Genomic DNA, 25,112 nt, shown 5'->3' with positions numbered 1-25,112 from the left:
GCTACCTACCCGTCCCCGCGTAGACCACGGCTTCGGTATCGCCGCCAAGCTCGAACGCGTCGTGGATGGCGCGCACGGCGGCGTCGAGGTCGGTGTCCCGGCAGACCACGGAGACCCGGATCTCGGAGGTGGAGATCATCTCGATGTTGACCCCGGCAGCGCCGAGCGCGGCGAAGAAGCCGGCGGCCACACCGGGGTGCGAGCGCATGCCGGCACCGATCAGCGAGACCTTGCCGACGTGGTCGTCGTAGAGCAGGCCCTTGAACTTGACCGGCTCCTGGATCTTGCTGAGCGCGGCCATCGCGGTGGGGCCGTCGGCCTTGGGCAGGGTGAACGAGATGTCCGTCCGGCCGGTGCCCTCGGTGGAGACGTTCTGCACGATCATGTCAATGTTGATCTCGGCACCGGCGACGGTGTCGAAGATCGCCGCGGCGGCACCCGGCTCGTCGGGCACCCCGACGATCGTGATCTTGGCCTCGCTGCGGTCGTGCGCGACCCCGGTGATCAGTGCCTGCTCCACGGAAAGGTCCTCCATCGATCCGGTGACCATCGTGCCGGTGTTGGTCGAGTATGACGAACGGACGTGGATCGGCAACCCCGCCCGACGGGCGTATTCCACGCTACGCAGGTGCAGTACCTTCGCGCCGCACGCGGCCAGCTCCAGCGTCTCCTCGTAGGTGATGTGCCGGATGTGCCGGGCGTTGGGCACGATCCGCGGGTCGGCGGTGAAGATGCCGTCCACGTCGGTGTAGATCTCGCAGACGTCGGCGTGCAGGGCGGCGGCGAGCGCCACGGCTGTGGTGTCCGAACCACCCCGGCCCAGCGTCGTGACGTCCTTGGTGTCCTGCGAGACACCCTGGAAGCCGGCGACGATGACCACCGACCCCTCGTCGAGCGCGCCCTTGAGCCGCCCCGGGGTGACGTCGATGATCCGGGCGCGGCCGTGCACCGAGGTGGTGATCACGCCGGCCTGCGAGCCGGTGAACGAGCGGGCTTCGTACCCCAGGTTGTGGATGGCCATGGCGAGCAACGCCATGGAGATCCGCTCCCCGGCGGTGAGCAGCATGTCCAACTCGCGGCCCGGCGGCAGCGGGCTGACCTGGTTGGCCAGGTCCAGCAGCTCGTCGGTGGTGTCCCCCATCGCGGAGACCACCACCACCACGTCGTCGCCGGCCTTGCGGGCGGCGACGATGCGCTCGGCCACCCGCTTGATCCGCTCGGCGTTGGCGACGGAGGACCCGCCGTACTTCTGCACCACGAGTGCCACGACGGTGCACTCCCTCCCAGCGACCCTGAGCGTGCCGACGCCGCCGGAACCGGGGCCGGCGGCGCGTGTCAGTCCCCTTGAGGGTATCCGGCGGGTAACGACGGCGGGTCAGGTGATCCCACCATCCGGCCCGCGCGGGGCGGCCGGGCCGCTCCCACCAGCTCCGGCGGTACGCGGCGACGACACGTCCGACACGCCGGAACGAGCCTTCACCCGCTGGCGCCCACCAACAGTCCGCACCCACCAGAATGGGCCGGTGCCCGTCCTCACCCGCTCGGCCGTCCGCGTGCTCGGGCCACTCGTGATCGCCCTGCCAGCTCTCCTGGTCGCCTGCACCGACGCGCAGCCTCCGGCCCCGCCGCCCGCCGAGCCGGGCCCGGTGGCGGTGGACGCCGCGCGGGACGAGCTGGCCGCTCTCGCCGCGGCTGCCCAGGATCGCCACCTGGTGGCGCAGTACGTCTACAGCCAGACCGGTCAACCGGCTCGCACCATCACGTTCACGAGCGCGAACGACGGCAGCTGGCGGGTCGACGTGCCGGGCGGCGCGCTGGGCGGCGCCGCCGACATCTCGATAGCCGCCACGAACGACGGGCTGTTCCAGTGCGCCCTGCCGTCGGCCGGGCGACCCGAGTCGGCGAGCTGCGTACGCCTCGGTGAGCGCGACGACGCGATCCCACGCCGGTCGGACCCCCGCGTCCAGCATCCGCTCACCGACTGGCTGGACGTGCTCACCGACCGGCGCGCGGCGCTGGCGGTGGCCCCCGCCAGCCCACCCGAGGGCCTCACCGGGACCTGCTACTCGGTGGACTCCACCTCGGCGTCGCTCAACGCTCCGGTGGAGGTGGGCATCTACTGCTACGAGGGGGACGGCACGCCGACCGGGGTGCGGACCGGGGCGGGGACGCTGCGGCTGGCCGCACCGCCGGGTCCGGCGCCGGCCACCGTGCAGTTGGCCGGCCCGGTGGTGGTGGACCGGGACCCGCTCGACACCGCCGCGCCGCCGACCCCCGATCCGTCGGGTAGTCCCAGCACGGGAACGCCCTGATCATCGTCCCGTTACGGGTGCTCTTGACCACATTTGACGTACCCGGACAAGGGGACGAATCACCCATCGGGCACACTTCACCCATGGCCGATCTGACGTCGCTGCTCGCCTTCCGCTGGAGCCCCCGGGCCTTCGACCCGAGCGCCGAGTTGACCCCGGACGAGGCGGCCTCGCTGCTGGAGGCCGCACGCTGGGCGCCGTCGGCCGACAACCGCCAGCCCTGGCGGTTCGCTGTCGGCCACCGCGACGACGACACCTGGAAGCGGATCCTGATCAACCTGCCGGGCGGTGACCAGGGCTGGGCCCGACTCGCGTCGACCCTCGTGGTCGGCGCGCACACCGGCGGCGACGCCGAGCGGGCCGCGTACGACCTCGGTCAGGCCGTGGCCCACCTGACCCTCCAGGCCACCGCGCTCGGCCTGCACGTGCGGCAACTGACCCGCTTCGACCAGACCGGCCTCGCCACCGAACTCGACCTCCCCGGCGGCGTTCGCCCGCTGGTGGTCGCCGCCGTCGGCCGGCTCGGCGACCCGTTCACCCTGCCGGCCGACCTGCGCGCCCGGGAGACCGGCCTGCGGCACCGCCGCCCGGTCGCCGACCTGCTGCTGCGCTGATCGGTCGGCGGCTCACCCGCCGCCACCACTGGCCCGGAGCAGGACCCGCGCGGCGTCGGTGTTGCGGTAGAGCACGTGTCGGCCCTGCCGGGACCGGGAGACCAGGCCGGCGGCGTGCAGGGCGGCCAGGTGCTGGGAGACGTTCCCGGCGGACATCCCGGCGAGTCGGGCGAGGTCGGTGGTGGTCGTCGCCGTGTCGAGCAGGTGCAGCAGCGCGGCCCGGCCGGGGCCGATCACCCGGGCCAGCGGGTCGCCGGGTGGCGGCCCGGTCGCCTCCCAGAGCGTTCCGACCGCACGGACCGGGTACGCCCCGACCGGCAACGAGTCCTCCAGCAGATTCCACAGCACCCGCTGGTTGGAGAACACCGTCGGATTCAGCGCCAGCCCGCGCCCGCGCAGGTCGAAGTCCCGCCCGAACGGGTCGTCGGTGACCACCCGGTCGCCGAGCCAGCGCAGGGTCGGGTGGAGCTGCTCGAAGAGCCCGCTGGCACCGCCCCCGGCGAGCTGGGCGGCACGGTACGCCACGTCGGCGTCGAGCAGCGCGCGCATCCGCGGCCAGTCCGGGGCGATCGCCTCCTCGTGCCAGACCCGCACCGCGTCGACGAGCTGCGGCAGCAGCCCGCGGGGATCGGTGAGCAACGCCCGCCCGAACGCGCCCAACGGCCGGCGCGGGGTGGTCGCCAGCAGATCCCGGACCACCACGTCCGGCGGTGTCGTGGCGATCTGGTCGAGTTGCTCGGCCATCTCCACGTTCGGCCGGGGCGCCGGGGTGAGGAAGTCGGGCAGCCAGCAACGCGGCCGGGCCAGCTCCACAAGCGGTCGGACCCGGTCGGCCACCTCCGGACGCCGCAGGATCACCCGGGCGCGGTCGATCCAGGGCAGGTGAACCGGGTGGTGCACCGGGCTGCCGACCGCCCACATGCTCATGACCGTCTCGTTGACCGGCGACACGGCGAGCCGCACACCCGCCACGTCGGCCAGGCTGAACCGCAACTCGGACATGGCCACCCCCGGGGCAGGATTTGGTCCAGCCTAAAAGGCTCGACCGAGGTCGTGGGGGCACGGTTCACTCCCGGCCATGGGGGCCAGAGAAACCATCCGCACCGCTGTCCGAAACGTCGTGCCGCCGGCCGGGTTGACCCGCGCCCTGGCCGTGCAGGCGATGGTCTACGCCGTCGGCAGTGGCCTGTTCCACGCCGGCAGCGCAGTCTTCTTCACCCGGGCGCTCGGGCTCAGCGCCGCCCAGGTCGGGCTGGGGCTGTCCATCGCGGCGGGGGTGTCGCTGCTGGGCACCGTGCCGCTGGGCGGGCTCACCGACAGGTACGGACCACAACGGGTCTGGGTGGTGGGGCTGGTGCTGGACGCGGCGCTCTTCGCGACCTACCCGTTCGTGGGCGGCTTCGCCGGATTCCTTGCCGTGGTGGTGGCACTGGCCGCCGTGGACGCCTCGACCGGCGTGGCCCAGCAGGTCTACTCGATCAACGCACTGCCCCCGGCCGAGCGGGTCACGGCGATGGCGTACCAGCGTTCGTCACTGAACGTCGGGTTCGGGCTGGGCGCGGTGATCAGTGGCCTGGTGCTGGCGGTGGACACGATCGAGGCGTACCACGGGATGGTCTGGTTCATCTCGACGGTCTTCCTGGTGACGGCGCTCTTCGTGCGGCGACTGCCCCGACTGCCGCAGGTGACCCGGCCAACCGAGCCGATGAGTCGGCTCGCCGTGCTCCGCGACCGCCCGTTCCTGGCCGTCACCCTGCTGTCCGGGTTGCTCACCGCGCACCAGACGCTCTACCTGACGGTGCTGCCGCTCTGGATCCTCAGCCACACCGATGCCCCGAAAACCGTGATCGCCGGGCTGGTGCTGCTCAACACGGTCCTGATCGTGGTGCTCCAGGTACGCGTGAGCCGGGGCGCCGACACCGCGCCGGGCGCGGCGCGGGCCTCGCGACGGGGTGCCCTGCTGATCGCCCTGTTCTGTCTGGTCCTGCCGATCTCCGGGGCCACCCGGGGCCTGCTCACGGTGGTGGTGCTGGTGGCCGCCGCGACGTTGCTGATCCTGGCCGAGTTGATCGAATCGGCGGGGTCCTGGGGGCTCACCGCCACCCTGCCGCCGGCCGCCCAGCGCGGCGCGTACGTGGGGGCGTTCCGGCTCGGCACGCAGTTGCAGTATCTCCTCGCCCCGGCCGGACTGACCGCGCTCGGGGTGAGCACCGGCGGGTGGGGCTGGTTGCCGGCGGCAGCGATCTTCGTGCTGGTCGGGCTGGCTGTCGTACCCGTCGTGGCCTGGGCCGTACGGACGCCACGGCTGGGCGCCGAGGTCCCCGAGCCGGCCCGGACACCGGTCCCATAGTCCGGACCTGCCTTTCCACCCTCCGTTCCATCACGTAGGGTGACGTGGTCATGTGGCGGGCGCTTCTCCTCCTTAGCCGCCGCGACGAGGCCTGACCGGCCGGCACCTCGTCGCGGTGTCGCATCGCGCCGTCCAGCACATCCGATCTTCTTCTCGGCACCGCCGCGCATCGTCGCCCGGCAACTCGCCGACACCTTCCGATCTGCTGACGCCACATGTTCCAGGGAGCACTCCGAGATGGCTCAACCTGTCACCGACGCCGAGTCCGATCCGATCGCCCGGCAACGCCCGAGTCGGATGCCGTACCACCGCTACCAGCCGTACCGGGAGCAGTTCCGGATCGACCTGCCGGATCGCACCTGGCCCACCCGCACCGTCGAGGCCGCCCCCCGCTGGTGCGCCGTGGATCTCCGCGACGGCAACCAGGCACTCATCGACCCGATGTCGCCCGAGCGCAAGCGGCGGATGTTCCAGCTGCTGGTCCAGATGGGCTACAAGGAGATCGAGGTCGGCTTCCCGTCGGCCAGCCAGACCGACTTCGACTTCGTCCGGCAGCTCATCGAGCAGGACATGATCCCGGACGACGTCACGATCCAGGTGCTCACGCAGTGCCGGGAGCACCTCATCGAGCGGACGTTCGAGTCGCTGCGCGGCGCGAAGCGGGCCATCGTGCACTTCTACAACTCGACCTCCACCCTCCAGCGGCGGGTGGTCTTCGGGCTGGACCGGGACGGCATCGCCGACATCGCCACGACCGGCGCGCGGCTCTGCCAGAAGTACGCGGAGATCCACACCCCGGACACGGAGATCTTCTACGAGTACTCGCCGGAGTCGTACACGGGCACCGAGCTGGAGTACGCGCTGGAGGTCTGCTCCCGGGTGATCGACGTGATCGACCCGACGCCGGACCGGCCGCTGATCATCAACCTGCCGGCCACCGTCGAGATGGCCACCCCCAACGTGTACGCCGACTCGATCGAGTGGATGCACAGGCACCTGCCGCGCCGGGACAGCGTGGTGCTGAGCCTGCACCCCCACAACGACCGGGGCACCGGGGTCGCCGCCGCCGAGCTGGGCCTGCTCGCCGGCGCGGACCGCATCGAGGGCTGCCTGTTCGGCAACGGCGAGCGCACCGGCAACGTCGACCTGGTGACCCTGGGGCTCAACCTGTTCTCCCAGGGCCTCGACCCGATGATCGACTTCTCGAACATCGACGAGATCCGGCGCGCCGTCGAATACTGCAACCAACTGCCGGTGCACGAGCGCCACCCGTACGCGGGCGACCTGGTCTACACCGCCTTCTCCGGCTCCCACCAGGACGCGATCAAGAAGGGCTTCGACGCCCTCGCCGCCGACGCCAAGGCCGCCGGGGTGCCGATGGACGAGCACACCTGGGCCGTGCCGTACCTGCCGATCGACCCGAAGGACCTGGGCCGCACCTACGAGGCGGTCATCCGGGTCAACTCGCAGTCCGGCAAGGGCGGCATCGCGTACATCATGAAGAGCGAGCACCAACTGGACCTGCCGCGCCGGCTCCAGATCGAGTTCTCCGGAGTGGTGCAGCACGTCACCGATCACGACGGCGGCGAGGTCGACCCGGCCGCCATGTGGGAGATCTTCGCGACGCACTACCTGCTCGACCACCAGCCCGACCCGGCGGTCCGGCTGAGCGGCTACACGATCGGCACCGCCGACGGCAAGGTCGAGATCGAGGCTCAGGTCGTCACGGGCACCGAGCGGCACTCGCTCGCCGCGGTCGGCAACGGCCCGATCGACGCGTACGTCAACGCGCTCCAGTCGGTCGGGGTGGGCGTACGGGTGCTCGACTACCACGAGCACGCGCTCTCCTCGGGTGGGGACGCACAGGCCGCCGCGTACGTGGAGTGCGAGGTCGACGGCCGGACGGTCTGGGGTGTCGGCACCGACGCCAACATCGTCACCGCCTCGATCAAGGCGGTCACCAGCGCCGTCAACCGCGCCCGCGGCTGACCGCACGCGCCGCGCCCCCGAGGGTGGTTTCCTACCTCGGGGGCGTGGCCGCGGGCAGCGAGTGACAGGGCTGCGACGGTGGGGCCGGGCGGGGCGGCCGGTGCACGAGCACGAGGGCCAGCACGGCTCCGGCCAGCAACAACCCCGCACACCAGAGCAGGGCGCCCCGGAACGCTTCGGTCAGCTCGGCCTTCTGCGCATAACCGCTGCCGGAGAGGCCGACGAGCAGCGGCAGCGCCGCCACCGCGAGCAGGCCGCCGGCCCGGGACGCGGCGTTGTTGAAGCCACTGGCCACCCCGGAGAACCGGTCCTGCACGGCGGCCAGCACCGACGCGGTGAGCGGTGCCACCACCAGGGTCAGCCCGATGCCGAAGAGCAGCACCCCGGGCAGCACGTCGGTCCAGTACGACGCGCCCGGGTCGACGCCGCGCAGCAGCAGCAGACCGACGGCGGCCACCACCGGCCCGATGGTCAGCGGCAGGCGCGGGCCGATCCGCGCCGACAGCGCTCCGGCGCGGGCCGACCCGGCCAACAGCAGCAGGGTCATCGGCAGCAAGGCGATGCCGGTGCGGAAGGCCGACCACCCCACCACGTTCTGCAGGTAGACGGCGAAGAAGAAGGTGAAGCCGCCGAGCGCCGCGTAGACGACCACCGTGAAGATGTTCAGCACCGAGAAGAGCCGGCTACCGAACAGCCCGGTGGGCAGCATCGCGGCGTCGCCCCGCCGCCGTTCCAGCAGCACGAAGGTCACCGCGGACAGCACCCCGACGAGCGCCGCGATCAGCACCGGGGCCGAGTCGAAGCCACGTGCCGGCGCGTCCACCAGGGCGTACGTGACGCCGGCCAACGCGAGCGCGCCGAGCAGCGCGCCGGAGACGTCGAACCGCCGTCGGGTCCGACCCGGCCCCTGTGTCCGGGAGGCGCTCTCGTCCCGGCTCTCCGGCACCCAGCGCAGCGCGGCCAACACCACGAGCACGGCGATCGGCAGGTTGAGGAAGAAGATCCAGCGCCAGGACAGCGCGTCGATGAGCCAGCCGCCGATGAACGGGCCCAGCGCGGTGGACACCCCGGACAGCCCGGCCCAGGCGCCGATCGCCCGACCCCTGTCGTCCGGGTGGAAGCTGGCCTGGAGCACGGAGAGCGACCCGGGGGTGAGCAGCGCGCCGCCGGCGCCCTGGAGGAACCGGGCACCGATCAGCATTCCGGTGTCCTGGGCCAGCCCGCACAGCACCGAGGCGGCGGTGAACCAGACCACTCCGATGAGGAAGATCCGCCGACGACCGAAGCGGTCCCCGAGTGAGCCGCCGAGCAGCACGAACGCCGCCAGCATCAGCAGGTAGCCGTTGATGGTCCACTGGAGATCGGCCACGTTCGCCCCGAGATCCTGCCCGAGCTTCGGCAGCGCGACGTTGACGACAGTGCTGTCGAGGAAGACCATGCCAGAGGCGAGTACGGCGGCGAGGAGCGTGCCCCGGCCGGCGGCGGTGCCCATCCGGAGGGCGGGCGCCGGTACGGGTGCGGTCATCCCACCAATCTGCCCTGCGTCATGTGGGAGATGCCACGAAACGCCGAAACCATTCCCGGGTACTGTACGCAATCGCCGGGAGACCGCAAGCTGGAGAGGTGTCGTCTGTGCGTACCAGATCAGGACCGCGAGCGGCGGTGATCGCGCTCGCCGCGGCGCTGGCGCTCGGCGTGGCCGGTTGTGTCCCGCAGGACGAGCCGGTCACGCCACCGCCGTCGAGCGACGGCGGCAACGCGGCAGAGCAGCTCAGCCAGCTCACCGTGGCCGCCGCCGGCTCGATGAAGGGCTACAGCCGGGACCGCTTCCCGCACTGGCGGGACACCGGCAAGAACTGCGACGTGCGGGACAGCATCCTCCAGCGCGACGGCAAGGACGTGAAGCTCTCCGGCTGCAACGTGGTCGGTGGGCGCTGGGAGAGCGTGTACGACGGTCGCAGCTTCTCCGATCCCTCCGACGTGGACATCGACCACATGGTGCCGTTGGCCAACGCGTGGCGCTCGGGCGCCGACGAGTGGGACGACGCGAAGCGCGGTGATTTCGCCAACGACACCACCCGTCCGCAGCTCTTCGCGGTTTCCGCGTCCTCCAATCGGGCAAAGGGTGACCAGGACCCGTCCCAGTGGAAGCCGGCAAACCGATCGTACTGGTGCAAGTACGCCCAGGACTGGGTGACGGTCAAGCACCACTGGAGGCTGACGGTGACAAGCGCCGAGAAGGCCGCCCTGACCGACATGTTGGAGGGCTGTTGAGTGGGGAGCTACTCGTGACCGCCGCCGGGGAGGGCGGCCCGGCCGCCGCCGGCATGACCGCGGACGGCACCGCCGAGACGCCCGCCGCCGTGCCGGGCGCCGGCATGGTCGCGGATTCGGGAGGCGCGGCCGACCCGCAGAGCCGCACCAGCGACATCGTGCCCGGCCCCGGTGGCGTGATGACCGACGAGGTCGGCGTCGTCACCGGCGACCTGACGCTGCGCACCGAGTACGCGGACGGCAAGGTCACCCTGCGGGTGCAGTACAAGGACGCCGACGAGTGGTATTCGGTGACCGGCGCGTCTGTCGCGTTGGCCGACCCGGCGGGGCTGGACGCGGTACATGGCGTCGCGGTGGGCCTGCTGCACCGCCCCGAGGGCTGAACCGCCCGCGCCACGTACCGTCGGCTGAGCCGCCCGCGCCACGTACCCGTCCAGGGGCCGTCCGTCACCGGACGGCCCCTGGCGGCGTCACGGGGTGGGGATCAGCTCGCCCGGCGGGTCGACGGGGCCGGTGCCCTCGATCGGGCGGACCAGCTCCACCTCGACCTCGTGCGGCCGGATCCGGCCGGCGGCGATGTCCTCCGCGAAGTGGCAGGCGACCCGGTGGCCGCCGACGACGTCGCGCAGTTCCGGCCGCTCGTCGGAGCACCGGGTCGGTTGCGCCCACGGGCACCGGGTGTGGAACCGGCAGCCGGACGGCGGGTTGGTCGGCGACGGCAGGTCACCGGCGAGCAGGATCCGCTCCCGGCGGTCCTCCACGAGCGGGTCGGGCACCGGCACCGCGGACATCAGCGCCCGGGTGTACGGGTGCATCGGCTCGCGGTAGAGGTCGTCGCTGGACGCCTCCTCCACCAGCCCGCCGAGGTACATGACGCCCACCGTGTCGGCGATGTGCCGCACCACCGCGAGGTCGTGCGCGATGATCAGGTACGTCAGGCCACGCTCGTTCTGCAGGTCCTCCAGCAGGTTGAGCACCTGGGCCTGGATCGACACGTCAAGCGCGGAGACCGGCTCGTCGGCGACGATCAGGTCCGGGTCGAGCACCAACGCGCGGGCGATGCCGATCCGCTGGCGCTGGCCACCGGAGAACTCGTGCGGGTATTTGCCGAGGGCCGACGCGGGCAGGCCGACCGCCTCCAGGGTCTCGCGCAGCCGCCGGTTCGTCTCGACCTTGTCGCCGGCCAACCCGTGCGCCTTGAGCCCCTCCACCAGCAGCGACTCCACCGACTGCCGGGGGTCGAGGCTGGAGAGCGGATCCTGGAAGATCATCTGCATCCGGCGGCGGGCCTTCCGCATGGCCTCGCCCTTCAGCGAGCGCACGTCGACGCCGTCGAAGACGATCTCGCCCTCGGTCGGCTCGACGAGCCGCAGCAGGCCACGACCCAACGTCGACTTGCCGCAGCCCGACTCGCCGACCAGGCCGTACGTCTCGCCCTTGCGGATGCTCAGCGACACCCCGTCCACCGCGTAGACGTACCCGATGGTGCGGTCGAAGAGCAGGCCGCTCTTGATCGGGAAGTGGACCTTGACGTCGCGCAGCTCGATCAGGGGTTCGGTCTGTTCGGTCATCGGACCGCCACCTCCTCGGAGACGGGGTTGTTGCAGCGGAGGTCGCCGCCGGTGGCGGTGGGTTCGAGCGGCGGCGGTCCTTCGAGACACGCGTCCACAACGTTGTCGCAGCGCGGCGCGAAGGCGCACCCCTCGGCCCACGGGATGTTGTCGGCGACCGACCCGCGGATCGCGTGCAGTCGCTCACCGCGCGGAGAGTCCAGCCGGGGCACCGAGCTGAGCAGCCCGTGGGTGTACGGGTGCCGGGCGTGCGCGAACAGCTCGTGCCGCCGTTCCCGCTCGACCACCTTGCCGCCGTAGAGGACGTTCACGGTGTCACAGAGCCCGGCCACCACGCCCAGATCGTGCGTGATCATGACGAGCGCCGTGCCGGTCTCGTCGACCAACTGCTTGAGCAGGGTGAGGATCTGCGCCTGGATGGTCACGTCGAGCGCGGTGGTCGGCTCGTCGGCGATCAGCAGCCGAGGCTTGCAGGCCAGCGCGATGGCGATCAGCGCGCGCTGACGCATCCCACCGGAGATCTGGTGCGGATACTCGCTGAGCCGCCGCTGCGGGTCGGGGATGCCGACCGCGTCCAGCAGGTCCCGCGATTCGCGCAGTGCCTGCTTGCGATCCCGGCCCTGGTGGCGCTCCAACACCTCGGCCACCTGGACCCCGATCGGGATGACGGGATTCAGCGAGGACAGCGGGTCCTGGAAGATCATGCTGATCTCCCGGCCGCGGCGGTCGCGCATGTCGTCCGGTCGCAGTTTCAGCAGGTCGGTGCCGTCGAAGAGCACCTCACCGGTGACCTTGTTACCGCGCTTGGGCAGTAGGCCCATGATGGCCAGGCTGGTCACGCTCTTGCCGCAGCCGGACTCGCCGACCAGGCCGACCGTCTGCCCCGGCTCCACGGTGAAGCTGACCTTGTCCACGGCGGTGAAGGGCCGCTCGCCGCGCCGCTGGAACACGACGCTCAGGTCACGGACGTCGAGCAGGCTCATCGAGTCACTTCCTCACTGCTGTGGTCCTTCGCTCGCGACTGTGGGGCTCGCAAGCTCACTCCTCGCGCTCGCCCGAGACGGGGTCCGGGCACGCTGACAGCGTTCACCGTGGTCACCGCCGGTTCTTCGGGTCGATCGCGTCGCGCATCGCCTCACCCAGCAGGGTGAAGCCGAGCGCGACCACGATGATCGCGAGCGCGGGGTAGTACGCCAACTCCGGGCGGACCTCGAAGTAGCGCTGGCCGTCCACGCCGAGCATCAGACCCCACTCGGCGCGGTTGATGTCCGGGTCGCCGAGGCCCAGGAAGGACAGCGCCGCGGCGTCCAGGATGGCCACGGCGAAGGTCAGGGTCGCCTGCACGATCACCGCGGTCAACGAGTTGGGCAACATGTGCCGCAGCACGATGTTGCGCTCCTTGACGCCGAGCGCGCGGGCGGCCAACACGTGGTCGCTCTCGCGCTGGGCCAGCATCGAGCCGCGCAGCAGCCGGGCGAAGATCGGCACGCTCACGATGGCCACCGCGAAGATGACGGTCCACTGGCTCGACCGGCTGGCCATCGCGACGAGGGTGATGGCGAGCAGCAGGCTCGGCAGGGCAAGCATCACGTCGGTGAGCCGCATCAGGACCACGTCGACCCAGCCGCCGAACGCGCCGGCGATCGCGCCGATCAGGACTCCGAGCGCGAGACCGATGAGAGTCGCGAGCACGCCCACGAAGAGCGTCTGCCGGGCGCCGTAGATCATGCGGGACAGGAAGTCCCGGCCGAGCGGGTCGGAGCCGAACGGGAACCCACTGCTGGCTCCCGGGATGGTGTCCACGGTGAGGCCCTTGGTCAGCTCGTCGAAGCGCTGCACCGGGTCGTGCGGTGCGATCAGCGGAGCGAAGATCGCCACCAGGACGAACAGCCCCACGATCACGGCTCCGACGACGGCGACCGGGTTACGCCGCAGCCGGCGCAGGGCGTCGCGGACGAGGCTGATCCCGCCCCGGTCGGAGGCGCTCGCCTGGGCCAGTTCGTCGAGTCGTGCCTTCTTGCGGTCGCCGAGCAGGCCGATGCTGCGCTCGCTCATGCCGGGACGTGGCTTGTCGTCCCCGGGGCGGGGCGCCGGCGTGCCGGCCTGGGTGATCGGGTCACTCATCGCACACGCACCCTCGGGTCGATGAAGGCGTAGGAGAGGTCGACGAGCAGGTTGACCACCACGAAGACCAGCGCGGCCAGCAGGATGATCGCCTGGAGCACCGGGTAGTCCCGGCCACCGCTGATCGAGTCGGTGATCAGCGTGCCGATGCCGCCCCAGTTGTAGACCTTCTCGGTGAGCACCGCACCGGAGAGCAGCGCGCCGGTCTGCAGGCCGATGGTCGTGACCACGGGCAGGAGCGCGTTACGCAGGATGTGCCGGCCGCGGATCGTACGGTGGCGCAGGCCCTTCGCCTCGGCGGTCCGTACGTAGTCCTCGTCCAGGACGTCGAGCACGCTGGCCCGGGTGATCCGCACGATCACCGCCAACGGAATGGTGGCGAGCGTGATCGCCGGCAGGATCAGGTGCCACAACGCGTCCGCGCTGGCGTCGAACTCCCGGGTCAACAGGCCGTCGAGCACGAAGAACCCGGTGACGTTCGTGTTGTCCAGTCCGGTGGTGAGCCGCCCGGACGGCGGGAACCAGTGGATGTTCTGGGTGAAGACGTCCTTGAGCAGGTAGCCCAGGAAGAAGATCGGGATGGAGATGCCGAGCAGGGTGCCGGCGATGGTGAGGTTGTCCGGCCACCGTCCGCGCCAGCGGGCGGCGAGGTAGCCGAGCGGCACACCGAGTCCGACGGCGATGATCATCGCGGCGATGGCCAGCTCGATGGTGGCCGGGAAGGCGCGGCTGATGACCTCGGTGACCGGGTCACCGGTCCGGATCGAGTTGCCGAAGTCGCCGGTGACCACCCGCTGCATGAACTTGCCGTACTGCACCAGGATCGGCTGGTCGTAGCCGAGCGCCTTGGTCAGCAGCTCGCGACGCTCGGGCGTGGCCCGCTCGCCGAGCAGTGCCTCGATCGGGCCACCGGGCAGGTTCCGCAGCCAGACGAAGATCAGCGCCGACAGCGCTATGAGGGTCACCACCAACTGCAACAGGCGGCGGATTATGACTCGCAACATCTCTCACACACCAGACTCTCAAAGATCGCGGATCGGCCCGGGCCGGGAGGAACCCCGGACCCGGGCCGATCACGCCTACGGCCTCAGCCGAGGGACGTCACTTGCTGATGCTGACCGTGTTGAATCGCTCGTCGGTCAACGGGCTGGCCACCACGCCCTTGACATCCTTGGTGACGACGATGGCCGGCGGAGCGTGCCAGACCGGCACGGCCGGCAGCCACTTGGCGGCGATGTCCCGGTTGACCTGCTCCCAGGCCGCCTTCTTGCCCGCGTCGTCGACGATGCCGTCAGCCTTGGCGATGGCGTCGAACATCTCGGTCATCGACTGGTCGCCGAACTCGACCTTGGCCCGGCCGAAGAAGGTGCCGACGAAGTTGCCCGGGTCGTTGTAGTCACCCGTCCAGCCGAGGATGTGCAGGTCCTGCTTGCCGAACTGCTGCACGTCGTCCTTGAAGCCACCGTTCCACGGGCGAGGCACACCGTTGACCTTGATGCCGACGGCCTGCAGGTCGTTGGCGAGGACGGTGAAGATCTCCTGCGGGTTCGGCATGTACGGCCGGGTGACGTCCGGCGGGTAGTAGAAGTTGAGCGTCAGGCCCTCGGCGCCAGCGTCCTTGAGGAGCTGCTTGGCCTTCTCCGGGTTGTACTCGTACTTCTGCACGTCCGGGGCGTAGCCCAGCACCGTGTCCGGCAGGAACTCGTCGGCGACCTTCGCGCCACCCGGGCCCTTGGTCTGCACCAGCTGCTGGCGGTTGAGGGCGTAGGCGATCGCCTGGCGCACCCGCAGGTCCTTCAGCTTCGGGTTCTTCTGGTTGAGGCCGAGGTAGAGGATGTTGAACGCCGGGCGGTTGATGACCTGGAAGCCCTCACCCTCGAGCGCCTTGCGGTCGGCCGGGGCCGGGAAGTCGATGCCCTGGACGGTGCCGGCACGAAGCTCCTGCTTACGGGTGCTCTCGTCCTTGATGATCTTGATGATCATCTTGTCCACCTTGGCCTTGTCGCCAAAGTAGTCCGGGTTACGGTTCAGGGTGATCTCGTTCTTGGCCTTGTCCCAGCCACCGAAGGTGAACGGGCCGGTGCCGACCGGGTTGGTGGTGGCGAAGGCGCTGTACTCGAACGAGTCGCCGTTCTGCTTCACCGTGTTGGCGTCGTACTTCTTCAACGCCTCCGGGCTCGCGATCGACAGCGAGGTCAGCGCGAAGGCCCCCGGGAAGGCGCCCTTGTACTGGTTCAGCGTGACGACCGCGGTGCCGTCGCCCTGCGCCTCACACTTGTTGTAGACCGGCTTGCCGGCGGACTCGCTCTCGTTCTTGGCGAAGCCCCCGAAGACGTCCATGTAGTAGATCATCTGGGACTGGGCGGCGGCGCCCTTCATGTTGTACCAGCGGTCGAAGTTGAAGCAGACCGCGGCGGCGTTGAACGGCGTACCGTCGTGGAACTTCACGCCCTGACGGAGCTTGAACGTCCAGACCTTGCCATCCGGGTCGTGCTCCCAGCTCTCCGCCAGACCGCCCTGAAGCTCCGCCGTGCCCGGCTTGTGGCTCACCAGGGTGTCGAACATCTGCCGGACCGGCCGGAACGACTCACCGTCATCGTTGAAGATCGGGTCGAAGTTCTTCGGGTCACCGGCACCCGCGAAGATGAAGGTGCCGCCAGTCTTGGCCTCGCCACTGTCGCCGCGCTCGCTCTCCGCGCAGCCGGCCGCGCCGACCGCCAGAGCGGCAACGGCCGCGATGGCCACGGCCGTTTTTAGCCTTCTCGCCTGCATCTCTCACCTCTGTCATGCGCATGACCACGCCGAGCTGTGGCTCGGTCCGTGTGCGGGAGGCTATGACATGTCACACGTCAAGCGGAACGGGCGTTAGGCAATCGCTACCAAGCCGACACCTTGCGCCGAGGTCTGACAGTCGACGGCACGGCGCAGACAGGGAGCGACACATCGATCCGTGCCGGACCGGACACCGGAACGGGGGCGGCACCGTCGACGACGTCGCGACGCGTCAGGAGGGTGTCGGCCCGGGCACGGGTGGTGGGCAGTCCGCCAGCCGCTCGGCAACCGAACCCGCCGCGGCCGTACCCAGGTCGTGGAAGGTCACGCGGTGGCAGACGTCCGACCTGCTCACCGAGTACATTCTGCTGAAGAGGGCCTCTCCGTACACGATCACCGTGAGGTCGGGCAGCCTGCGCACCTCCCGCACCTGCACCCGGGCGTCCTCCGCGACCGCCGCCAACCGGTCGTCGGTCGGCGCCGGGTCGCCGTCGGCGACCACCGCGTCGGCGTACGCCTGCGTGAAGCGGGTCACGTCGGCTTCGGCTCGGGCCTGTTCCGCGCGGCCGTCCGTGGCCATTCGCCGGAACCCCACCTCGATCGCCACGGTGGGGACCGCGATGACCAGGGCCAGCACGATCACCAGCACCGCTGGGGTCCAGGACTGCCGGACCGGCTGCCGTGTCGCCACTCGCCACCTCCAAGTGGTACGCCGGTGGGTCCGCGCTCGACACGCGGGCCCATCGCATCCACTCAGTTGTATCTCATCGTGGCGTCATCGCCGGCAGACCGGCGGCCCAGGGATCAGACGGCCCGGCGCCCCTCGAAGGCCCGGCCGAGGGTGATCTCGTCGGCGTACTCCAGGTCGCCGCCGACCGGCAGCCCGCTGGCCAGCCGGGTCACCGAGATCCCCATCGGCTTCACCATCAGCGCCAGATAGGTGGCGGTCGCCTCGCCCTCGGTGTTCGGGTCGGTGGCCAGGATCAACTCCCGGATGCCGCCCCCACCGAGCCGGATCAGCAGCTCCCGGATACGCAGATTGTCCGGGCCGATCCCCTCCAGCGGATTGATCGCGCCGCCCAGCACGTGGTAGCGACCGCGGAACTCACCGGTCCGCTCGATGGCCACCACGTCCTTTGGCTCCTCCACCACGCACAGCACCTCGTCGGTGCGGCGCGGGTCGCGGCAGATCCGGCACTGCTCGGACTCGGCCACGTTGTAACAGGTCGTGCAGAAGCGCACCAGTTCCTTGACCTTGCGCAGCGCGCCGGCCAGGCGGTTGACGTCGGCCGGGTCGGCCGACAGGACGTGGAAGGCGATCCGCTGGGCGCTCTTCGGGCCCACGCCCGGCAGCCGCCCCAGCTCGTCGATCAGGTCCTGGATGGCACCTTCGTACATCTGCCGGCTCAGAAACCGGGCAGGCCGAGGCCGCCCATGCCACCGGCGACCGGACCCATCTTGCGCTCGGTCAGCTCGCGGGCGGCCTCGGCGGCGTTGTGCACGGCCGCGACCACCAGGTCCTCAAGCGTCTCCACGTCGTCCGGGTCGACGGCCTTCGGGTCGATCTTGATGGCCTTCAGCTCACCGGAGCCGGAGACGGTCGCGGTGACCAGCCCTCCGCCGGCCGTGCCGGTCAGCTCGGCCTCGGCCAGCTCGGCCTGGGCGGCGGCGATCTGCTGCTGCATCTTCTGCGCCTGCTTCAGCATCTGCTGCATGTTCGGCTGTCCACCTGGGCGCACGGATGGCTCCTTCTCGCACTCGTCTGCTCGGCCGCCGCCCAGCCTATCCGCTGGGACCGACCACGCCCTCGTCCGGTACGTGCCCCACGCCGAGCCCTCCGGGTACGGCTATCACTACCCCGAACCGGCCATCTGCCAGTAGTGCGCCGGGACCCGTCGCGCTGGTCTGCTCGACGGCATGAACCTCAACCGCACCGGCCGGGCCGGCGCGCTGTGCTGGGCGGCAGCCGCACCGGTATTCCTCGTCGCCAATCTGGTCACCGGACTGCGCTGGCGGCAGCCGGCCTACAGTTGGGCCACCCACAACATCAGCGATCTCGGCAACGCCCACTGCGGCATCTGGGACACCACCAGACCCCGCTACGTCTGCTCGCCCTGGCACCCGCTGATGAACGCCTCGATGCTTGTCACCGCCGTCCTGCTCGCCGCCGGGCTCCTGCTGACCTGGCGGCTCCTCGGTCGCGGTGGCGTGGTGCGCTCAGCGCAGGTTCTCCTGCTGCTGGCCAGCGGCGGCTACGCCCTGGCGGCCCTCTACCCGGCCGACATCGACGAGAACCTGCACGTCCTCGGCGCATTTCTGATCATGGGAATCGGCAACGTCGGCCTGCTGCTCGCCGGCTTCGCACCGGACACCACGACGCTCGGCCGGCGGCGACGGCTCACCCTCGCCGCCGGGCTCGTCGCGCTGGTCGGGTCGGTGCTGTTCTTCGCCCAGCAGGGCCTGGGAATCGGAGTGGGCGGCATGGAACGAGTAGCCGTCCTCCCCTTCCCTCTCTGGGCCTGCTGCCTAGGCGTCCTCCTAGCCGAAACCCACCCCGTGCGCGATCTTGCACTTTCTGCCCAGAAATAAGAGGGCATTCTCCACAAAACGGCGACCGAAAGTGCAAGATCGCCAAGCCGGGGCGTGCCTAGCGAGCGTCGACTTCGTTGATCTTCTCCGCGCCCAAGGTGTCCCGGAGGAGGCGTACCGCCTGCTCCTCGCTCGACTCCCGCGCGGTCTTCTCGTCGATGATCTCGTCCAGCGGCTCGTCGCCCGGGTCGAACCCCTCGAAGGCCGGGGCCGGTGCCGCGCCGCCGGGCCGGCCGGCCCGCGCGGGGCCGTCGAAGTCCGGGTCGTAGGGCGGCTCGCCGGCCCACTCGGCGTCCGCGACGGGCCGGGCTGCCGCTCCGGTACGCGCACCGCGCCCCGCCGCCGCCGCGCGAGCCGCGGCGATGGCGCTGCTCACCGGCGCACCACCGGCTGTCGCCGGCTGCCGGGCCGCCGGTGTCGGGTTACCCCGCCCGCCCGGCTTACCGCCACCTGCTGCTGCCCCACCCGAACCACCCGGTCCGGTGCCGTTCGCGCCGCCGCCATTGGGGTTACCGCCACTGGTGGGGTTACCGCCGTTGGCGCCGCTACCGTTTCCGGCGTTCCCGTTCCCGGCGCTGCCGTTCGCGCCGGCCGAGGTCGGCGCGGAGTGGGAACTCGACTCGTTTCCGGCCGCCACACCGCCGGGGCGTGCCGCCTCCGGCCAGTCCTCGTCATCCGTCGCCTCGGCGACGGGAGCGCCGCCGCCGGGGCGGGCCGCCTCCGGCCAATCGTCGTCCGCCGCCGGGGCGGACGGAACCGCGCCCCGCCCACCAGCACCAGGCGTGGGGGTCGAGCCAGGCGTGGGGTTCGAACCAGACGCGGCATTCGAGCCAGGCGCGGCATTCGAGCCAGGCGCGGCGTTCGAGCCGGACCCGGGGTTCGAGCCCGACGCGGGGTTCCAGCCTGAGCCGGGGTTCGTGCTTGGCGCGGGGTTCGTGCTTGGCGCGGCGTTCGAGCCGGACCCGGGATTCGAGCCGGACCCGGGATTCGGGCCCGACGCGGAATTCGAGCCCGACCCGGGATTCGAGCCGGACCCGAGGTTCGAGCCGGACCCGAGGTTCGAGCCCGACCCGGGATTCGAGCCCGACGCGGGGTTCGGGCTTGGCGCGGCTGGCGGCGCGCTCGTCGGGCCGGCGGCAGTCGGGGTCGTGGCGTTCGTCGGGGCGGGCGGCATGTCCGGCGCGGCGGGTCGGGCCGGCGCGGCGGGTTGCGAGCGCGGTGGGCTGGACAGCGACACGCCTCCGCGCTCGCCGGCCACCTCGCAGCGGATCTGCCAGCGCCCGCCCAACTCCTCGTAGAGCGCGTCGGTGAGCACCGCCGCGTGGTCGGCCATCATCTTGGCCAACACTGTGGACTTGACCGTCAGCACCAGCGTGTCGCCGTCGAGTTCACGCACCACGGCGTCGCGCATCAGGGCGGCGATCCGCTTGTTGGTCCGGTTGACCTTGCCGACCACGTCGGGCCAGACCCGGCGGACCGCGACGGCGTCCAACGCTGCGGCCGGCGCACCCGGTCGGGGCGGCTGGGGCGTGGCCGGGTCGGGCAGCACCGCCGACGGTGGCACCACACGACGAGGGGCCGACCCGGCGGGCGAAACGGGTGCCGACCCGGCGACGGCCGACGCACCGGGTGACGCCGGGATCGGCGAGTCGGCGGCCGAGACGTGCGAGGCAGGTGCGCCCGAGTTCGGACCGTGCGAGGCAGACGCACCGTATGACGCAGGCGCGCCCGAGGTCGGAGCGTGCGAGGCAGGCGCGCCGAAGGCCGGACCGTGCGAGGCAGGCGCGCCGGAGGTTGGAGCCGGTGCGCCCGGCACCGGGCCGGGCGAGGCAGGTGCGCCGGAGACCGAAGCAGCCGGGGCGGGAGCGCCCGAGGTCGCGGCGCTCCGGGTCGGGGACGTGGCCGGGTCGACAGCCCACGGCGGTGCGGAGGTCGGGGCGTTGACGGGTGCTGGGTTCGCGGCAGCCGGGACCGGAGCGGCGTGCTGTGGGCGTACTCCCGGGTGGTTGGTCGGCGCGGAGCCGGCGGCGGCCGGCGGCGCGTCGGTGCCGCTCAGGGTGAGCCGGCGTTCCATCCGTTCGAGGCGTTGGAGCAGGCCACCTGTGGAGTCGTCCGCGCCGGGCAGCAGCATCCGGGCGCAGATCAGCTCCAGCAGCAGGCGGGGCGCGGTGGTGCCGCGCATCTCGACCAGCCCGTTGTGCACGATGTCGGCGCAGCGCGACAGCGTGGCCGAGCCGAGCTGCGCGGCCTGGGCGGCCATCCGCTCGATCTGGTCGCCCGGGCCGTCGATCAGACCCTTCGCGGCGGCGTCCGGCACCTGCTGGATGACGATCAGGTCGCGGAGCCGTTCCAGCAGGTCGGAGGCGAACCGGCGCATGTCGTGGCCGGCCTCGGCGACCCGGTCGACGGTGGCGTACGCAGCGGCGCCGTCACCGGCGGCAAGCGCGTCGCACATCTCGTCGATCAGCGCCGAGTCGGTGACTCCGAGCAGCGCGACGGCCCGCGCGTAGCTGACCCCCTCCGCGCCGGCGCCGGCGATGAGCTGGTCGAGCACCGAGAGGCTGTCCCGCATGCTGCCGCCACCGGCGCGGACCACAAGAGGAAAGACCGCCGGCTCGACGGCGACGCCCTCGGCCTGGGTGAGTTGCTCCAGGTACGGGCGGACCACCTTCGGCGGAAACAGCCGGAACGGGTAGTGGTGGGTCCGCGACCGGATCGTGCCGAGGACCTTCTCCGGCTCGGTGGTGGCGAAGATGAACTTGACGTACTCCGGGGGCTCCTCGACCAGTTTGAGCAGGGCGTTGAAGCCCTGGGTCGAGACCATGTGCGCCTCGTCGATGATGTAGATCTTGAAGCGGCTGCTGGCCGGCGCGAAGAAGGCGCGCTCGCGCAGCTCGCGGGCGTCGTCGACACCACCGTGGCTGGCCGCGTCGATCTCGATCACGTCGATGGAGCCGGCACCGTCGGCGGCCAGCGAGCGGCAGGAGGCACATTTGCCGCACGGCTCGGGAGTGGGGCCCTGCTCACAGTTGAGCGAGCGGGCCATGATCCGGGCGCTGGTGGTCTTGCCGCAGCCACGGGGGCCGGAGAAGAGGTAGGCGTGGTTGAGCCGGCCGCTGCGCAGCGCCTGCGACAGCGGCTCGGTCACGTGCTCCTGACCGATGACCTCAGCGAAGGTACGCGGCCGGTACTTGCGGTAGAGCGCCAGCGTCACTCGTCCCGCCTCCTCTCGACCGAGCCATTCTGCGCCGGTCGGACGCGGGTGACCACCCACCCCGCCGGGCAGCATGGTCGGCGCGCGTTGACCGACTCGGCTTCCGGCCTTGATCGACTCGGCTTCCGGGAAATCGGGGCGTCCGCATGCCCGGGATGCCCCGACATCACGGATGTCGAGTGGATCAACCGGCCCACAGACGAAAAGGCCTCCCGTGCACCCGGCAGAGCTCGCTTATCCTTGCTGCCTTCCGGCCCTGGGGAGGTTCACGAGATACCGCCGCACGGGAGGTGCCGCCAAGCCTACCCGACCGCCCGTCGATCTTCAGGGGGTGGTGGGGTGGCCCGGCCGGCGGGGGCCTGTATCCTGGCTCGCGGAGGATTCGCCTAGAGGCCTAGGGCGCACGCTTGGAAAGCGTGTTGGGTTTACACCCTCACGAGTTCGAATCTCGTATCCTCCGCTCGCCTGAGCTGCACGAACGACAGGGCCGGCCCCCACGGGGACCGGCCCTGAGTCGTCTCCGGGGTGGCGTCAGCCCAGGCTGTCGTCTCAGTTGATGGTCGCGGGTCGCTCCGCCACCTCTTCGACGCTGCCGCCCGCGCCATCGAGGCTGCCGCCCAGCGAGCGCTCCGCGCTGTCCACAAGTTCTTTGTAGGTGAGCACCTCGACTCGATTGAGGTGGGTGTTGTACGTGCGCAGTGTCTCGTTGATCTCCTCCTCCGGTACATCCGGCTGTAGAGCCGGGTGCCCGATAAGTACAACTGCGCTCGTGCGCCGCGTCTCGATACCGAACTCTCGACGGATACGTTCCCGATTCTCGTCAAGGCCAACCAGATAATTGACAGCCTGCCCGACAGCATCGTGCACCTTTGAGGACGGCACCCAGGCATTTCTGTGTTTCTTGACCAGGGCTCCGTCCAATTTCATGGACAGCTTCAGCTCAACGACGTGTAATGCACCATCACCACGGATCAGCGGGATATCCATTTCATCGCCCGGAACAAGCCTCCGATGTGCGGCCTCACCCACAAACCTGCCTCCGAAGATCCACAGGTGACCCTGCAGAGACCGCTGAATCTCATGCTCCGATGCCTCAGGATCCTCAATGACACGACGCAATTCCTTCAATCCTGCAGCGCGTACCTGAAGTTCAACCGCCCTGAAGATCAGTCGACCTTCCGTGTCTGCAGCCAGGATGGCCATAGCCTCGGGTGACATGGCAAGCGATCGAGCAGCATCTCGGGCATCCTCGACGTCCAGCCGGCCGCTGCGGATCACGCGTTCTAGCCACAGCATGCGTTCGGCGCTTCCGCGGACGATGCGATAGCGCCCCGGGCGGTCCTCCGGGGCCTCCATCAACTTTGAGTCTTCACCGAGCGACCGAATCTGGGTGAGAATCTGTTCAGCGCTCGCATCCGGATTAGCATCCAAGTAGGCTCGGCCCTGTCGAGCAGCGAACTCGCAGGTCACGGCTACGATGTTGGCTGCCGTTGAAAGTAAACCGCTATCCCTAGCGGCCCCGTCCTGAAACAGCCTGTATCGTTCCTCGAATTCATGCTTCGTGATCCGACCCTCAGCGTAGTCGATCGAATCCTGAAGGAGTCTCACCACCTGCCACTCGTCGGCCATAGCGGCTTCATAGCGGGCATCACCGAGAAACGTGAGTAACTCTCGACCACCCTTGCGACTGCGACCACCGCTTATTAGATGCCCTCTTGTAGCTGCAAGAGCAGCCTTCACCTCTTGGCGGTCCGCAATCTTTTCGGTCTGCTCCAACTGCAGCTCAAGCGCCCAGTCTGCCCTGATCTCCATGGCGACATAATGCATGGCAGGTACGACACAAATCCGAATCCCCGAGTCGTCTCCGGGGTGGCGTCAGCCCATCACCCGGACACTCTCCGCGCCCCGCGCCGAAAGCCACCTCTCAAGGTCGCCGCCCCCGAGGGACCGGGTCCCGTCCTCGTCCAGGAAGACCGGGCCGATAACCGCGCCCTTCGCGCCGTCGAGCTGGCAGCCGAACATCCGCGCGCCGCTCAGCACCGTCGGCATGCTCGTGCCGCCGAGCGTGCACCAGCGCAGGCTGGCGTACTCCAGGTTGGCGTCGCGCAGCTCCGTCTTGTAGAGCTTTGCGGAATTGAGGATCGCGTGACCGAGATCGGCGCCGTCCAGCACCGCGTCGTCGAGTTGGGCCGCGACGACGCGCTCGGCGACTGCCCGCCCGCGGGTCGAACCTCGGCAGTCATGTGTCCCCTCGGTCGCTCAAGGTGATCATGTGAGCTGAGGGACATCAACATAGCCGGCGTTTGCACCGTGCCGCGCGAGACGCCATCACCCGCCCCGTGGTCTCATCGACGTCATGACCGAAGCGGCGTGGCAGTGGGACGAGACTTTGTACGCGGGCAGCGCCCGCCACTACAGCGTCGGACGGCTGCCCTACCCCGCCGGTCTCGCCGACGCCATCCGTACAGCGCTCGACCTCGACGGCACCGGTCGACTCCTGGACGTGGGCTGCGGGCCCGGATCGTTGACGCTGCTGCTCGCGCCCCTGTTCGAGGCGGCGGTGGGCGTCGACGCCGACCAGGACATGCTCGCGGAGGGGCGGCGCAGAGCGGACGGCGTCGGGGTGCTCAACGTCGAGTGGCGGCACCTACGCGCCGAGGCCCTGCCGGCCGACCTGGGCGTCTTCCGGGTGGCCACGTTCGCCCAGTCGTTCCACTGGATGGACCGCCCACTCGTGGCTCGGCGCGTCCGCGACATGCTCACGCCCGACGGGGCCTGGGTCCACGTGGGCGCGAACACGCATCAGGGCGTGGCCGGGGACGACCCGCTGCCCTACCCCCGCGCACCCTGGCCGCGGATCGACGAGCTGGTCGCGAGTTACCTGGGGCCGATCCGTCGGGCCGGCCAGGCGTTGTTGCCAGGGGGCACCCCCTCCGGTGAGGCCGAGATCATGCGCGAGGCGGGCTTCACCGGTCCCACCCGGATCACCGTCGAACAGGGGGTCGTCGTGGAACGCACCGTGGACGAGGTCGCCTCGGCGGTGTTCTCGCTGTCCAGTTCGGCACCGCACCTGTTCGGCGACCGGCTCCCGGACTTCGAGGCGGATCTGCGCCAGCTCTTGACGACTGCCGCACGGGACGGCCGCTTCGCCGAGAGGCGACGCGACATCGAAGTGGCGATCTGGCGCCCCTGACATCCGGGTCGCTGCGGCCGCACCGCAGTCACGCTGGGGTCGCCGCAGTCACGCCGCGGTCGCCGCAGTCGCGCGTGCCCGAGTGCGCGCCTGTAGAGCTGCCCCATTTG

General features: G+C 70.4%; 21 protein-coding genes, 1 tRNA gene, 1 other RNA gene and 1 pseudogene. 9 read left to right on the top strand and 15 right to left on the bottom strand.

The window, feature by feature from the left end; all coding sequences use genetic code 11:
- Position 1 precedes the first annotated feature (1 nt).
- Positions 2–1,267, bottom strand: coding sequence for an aspartate kinase (locus tag ACGFH8_RS20520; RefSeq protein WP_357803330.1), 1,266 nt, complete (start codon positions 1,265–1,267; stop codon positions 2–4).
- 256 nt (positions 1,268–1,523) lie between these two features.
- Here ACGFH8_RS20520 and ACGFH8_RS20515 point away from each other — a divergent pair, with 256 nt between their 5' ends.
- Positions 1,524–2,312, top strand: coding sequence for a hypothetical protein (locus tag ACGFH8_RS20515; RefSeq protein ID WP_393369249.1), 789 nt, complete (start codon positions 1,524–1,526; stop codon positions 2,310–2,312).
- Positions 2,313–2,395: 83 nt separating this feature from the next.
- Positions 2,396–2,926 carry a nitroreductase family protein gene (locus ACGFH8_RS20510; RefSeq protein WP_393369246.1) on the top strand — a complete coding sequence of 177 codons (531 nt, stop codon included), beginning with the start codon at positions 2,396–2,398 and terminating at the stop codon, positions 2,924–2,926.
- Positions 2,927–2,938: 12 nt separating this feature from the next.
- Here ACGFH8_RS20510 and ACGFH8_RS20505 read toward each other — a convergent pair whose 3' ends face one another.
- On the bottom strand, positions 2,939–3,928 hold the full coding sequence (locus tag ACGFH8_RS20505) for a DUF5937 family protein (protein WP_393369245.1): 990 nt from the start codon (positions 3,926–3,928) through the stop codon (positions 2,939–2,941).
- A gap of 76 nt (positions 3,929–4,004) precedes the next feature.
- On the opposite strand from ACGFH8_RS20505, the gene ACGFH8_RS20500 reads away from it, so the two are divergent.
- Positions 4,005–5,276 carry an MFS transporter gene (locus ACGFH8_RS20500; protein ID WP_393369242.1) on the top strand — a complete coding sequence of 424 codons (1,272 nt, stop codon included), beginning with the start codon at positions 4,005–4,007 and terminating at the stop codon, positions 5,274–5,276.
- 237 nt (positions 5,277–5,513) lie between these two features.
- Positions 5,514–7,265 carry a 2-isopropylmalate synthase gene (gene leuA / locus ACGFH8_RS20495; protein ID WP_393369240.1) on the top strand — a complete coding sequence of 584 codons (1,752 nt, stop codon included), beginning with the start codon at positions 5,514–5,516 and terminating at the stop codon, positions 7,263–7,265.
- A gap of 31 nt (positions 7,266–7,296) precedes the next feature.
- Here the strand turns inward: leuA and ACGFH8_RS20490 are convergent, their stop codons facing one another.
- Complete coding sequence (locus ACGFH8_RS20490) at positions 7,297–8,790, bottom strand: MFS transporter (RefSeq protein ID WP_393369238.1); 1,494 nt, start codon at positions 8,788–8,790, stop codon at positions 7,297–7,299.
- Positions 8,791–8,897: 107 nt separating this feature from the next.
- Here ACGFH8_RS20490 and ACGFH8_RS20485 point away from each other — a divergent pair, with 107 nt between their 5' ends.
- Both ACGFH8_RS20485 and ACGFH8_RS20480 read left to right on the top strand, forming a co-directional pair.
- A complete protein-coding gene (locus ACGFH8_RS20485) occupies positions 8,898–9,539 on the top strand; it encodes an HNH endonuclease family protein (protein ID WP_393369235.1) in 642 nt (213 codons plus the stop codon).
- The gene (locus tag ACGFH8_RS20480) at positions 9,533–9,922 is read left to right on the top strand and encodes a hypothetical protein (RefSeq protein WP_393370427.1); all 390 of its coding nucleotides are present in this window, start codon (positions 9,533–9,535) and stop codon (positions 9,920–9,922) included. Before ACGFH8_RS20485 ends, ACGFH8_RS20480 begins: the two co-directional genes overlap by 7 nt.
- 87 nt (positions 9,923–10,009) lie before the next feature.
- On the opposite strand, the gene ACGFH8_RS20475 is transcribed toward ACGFH8_RS20480, so the two are convergent.
- The 8 genes from ACGFH8_RS20475 to ACGFH8_RS20440 form a co-directional block, all read right to left on the bottom strand.
- Positions 10,010–11,110, bottom strand: coding sequence for an ABC transporter ATP-binding protein (locus tag ACGFH8_RS20475; protein WP_393369232.1), 1,101 nt, complete (start codon positions 11,108–11,110; stop codon positions 10,010–10,012).
- Positions 11,107–12,093: an ABC transporter ATP-binding protein gene (locus tag ACGFH8_RS20470; protein WP_393369230.1), complete on the bottom strand. Its 987-nt coding sequence runs from the start codon at positions 12,091–12,093 to the stop codon at positions 11,107–11,109. The genes ACGFH8_RS20475 and ACGFH8_RS20470 overlap by 4 nt, the downstream gene beginning before the upstream one ends.
- 112 nt (positions 12,094–12,205) lie before the next feature.
- A complete protein-coding gene (locus ACGFH8_RS20465) occupies positions 12,206–13,165 on the bottom strand; it encodes an ABC transporter permease (protein WP_357255591.1) in 960 nt (319 codons plus the stop codon).
- 65 nt (positions 13,166–13,230) lie between these two features.
- Positions 13,231–14,238, bottom strand: a complete 1,008-nt coding sequence (locus ACGFH8_RS20460; protein ID WP_393369229.1) for an ABC transporter permease — start codon at positions 14,236–14,238, stop codon at positions 13,231–13,233.
- A 97-nt stretch (positions 14,239–14,335) separates the two neighbouring features.
- The gene (locus ACGFH8_RS20455) at positions 14,336–16,006 is read right to left on the bottom strand and encodes an ABC transporter substrate-binding protein (RefSeq protein WP_393369226.1); all 1,671 of its coding nucleotides are present in this window, start codon (positions 16,004–16,006) and stop codon (positions 14,336–14,338) included.
- Positions 16,007–16,238: 232 nt separating this feature from the next.
- Positions 16,239–16,697 (bottom strand): hypothetical protein, encoded by a 459-nt coding sequence (locus ACGFH8_RS20450; protein WP_393369225.1) that lies wholly within the window; start codon positions 16,695–16,697, stop codon positions 16,239–16,241.
- 113 nt (positions 16,698–16,810) lie between these two features.
- Positions 16,811–17,404: a recombination mediator RecR gene (recR, locus tag ACGFH8_RS20445; protein WP_393369223.1), complete on the bottom strand. Its 594-nt coding sequence runs from the start codon at positions 17,402–17,404 to the stop codon at positions 16,811–16,813.
- An 8-nt stretch (positions 17,405–17,412) separates the two neighbouring features.
- Positions 17,413–17,721 (bottom strand): YbaB/EbfC family nucleoid-associated protein, encoded by a 309-nt coding sequence (locus ACGFH8_RS20440; protein WP_007466279.1) that lies wholly within the window; start codon positions 17,719–17,721, stop codon positions 17,413–17,415.
- A 202-nt stretch (positions 17,722–17,923) separates the two neighbouring features.
- Here ACGFH8_RS20440 and ACGFH8_RS20435 point away from each other — a divergent pair, with 202 nt between their 5' ends.
- On the top strand, positions 17,924–18,595 hold the full coding sequence (locus ACGFH8_RS20435; RefSeq protein WP_393369221.1) for a DUF998 domain-containing protein: 672 nt from the start codon (positions 17,924–17,926) through the stop codon (positions 18,593–18,595).
- A gap of 58 nt (positions 18,596–18,653) precedes the next feature.
- Here ACGFH8_RS20435 and ACGFH8_RS20430 read toward each other — a convergent pair whose 3' ends face one another.
- Positions 18,654–21,809, bottom strand: coding sequence for a DNA polymerase III subunit gamma and tau (locus tag ACGFH8_RS20430; protein WP_393369219.1), 3,156 nt, complete (start codon positions 21,807–21,809; stop codon positions 18,654–18,656).
- A 203-nt stretch (positions 21,810–22,012) separates the two neighbouring features.
- An RNA gene (gene ffs, locus ACGFH8_RS20425) (signal recognition particle sRNA small type) lies at positions 22,013–22,102 on the bottom strand.
- An 82-nt stretch (positions 22,103–22,184) separates the two neighbouring features.
- On the opposite strand from ffs, the gene ACGFH8_RS20420 reads away from it, so the two are divergent.
- Positions 22,185–22,269 (top strand) — tRNA-Ser (locus tag ACGFH8_RS20420).
- 89 nt (positions 22,270–22,358) lie between these two features.
- On the opposite strand, the gene ACGFH8_RS20415 is transcribed toward ACGFH8_RS20420, so the two are convergent.
- Both ACGFH8_RS20415 and ACGFH8_RS20410 read right to left on the bottom strand, forming a co-directional pair.
- Positions 22,359–23,621: a Shedu anti-phage system protein SduA domain-containing protein gene (locus ACGFH8_RS20415; protein ID WP_393369216.1), complete on the bottom strand. Its 1,263-nt coding sequence runs from the start codon at positions 23,619–23,621 to the stop codon at positions 22,359–22,361.
- Positions 23,622–23,684: 63 nt separating this feature from the next.
- A pseudogene (locus tag ACGFH8_RS20410) lies at positions 23,685–23,987 on the bottom strand (pentapeptide repeat-containing protein); the annotation flags it as partial.
- Between the two features lie 178 nt (positions 23,988–24,165).
- Between ACGFH8_RS20410 and ACGFH8_RS20405 the strand changes: the two are divergent.
- On the top strand, positions 24,166–25,002 hold the full coding sequence (locus ACGFH8_RS20405; RefSeq protein ID WP_393369214.1) for a class I SAM-dependent methyltransferase: 837 nt from the start codon (positions 24,166–24,168) through the stop codon (positions 25,000–25,002).
- Positions 25,003–25,112: the final 110 nt, after the last annotated feature.

The sequence above is a fragment of the Micromonospora sp. NPDC049175 genome, from assembly GCF_043197345.1.
In the GTDB taxonomy this organism is placed as follows: domain Bacteria; phylum Actinomycetota; class Actinomycetes; order Mycobacteriales; family Micromonosporaceae; genus Micromonospora.
The sequence above is the reverse complement of the archived record's forward strand: the minus strand, read 5'-3'. Positions and strand labels throughout refer to the sequence as shown.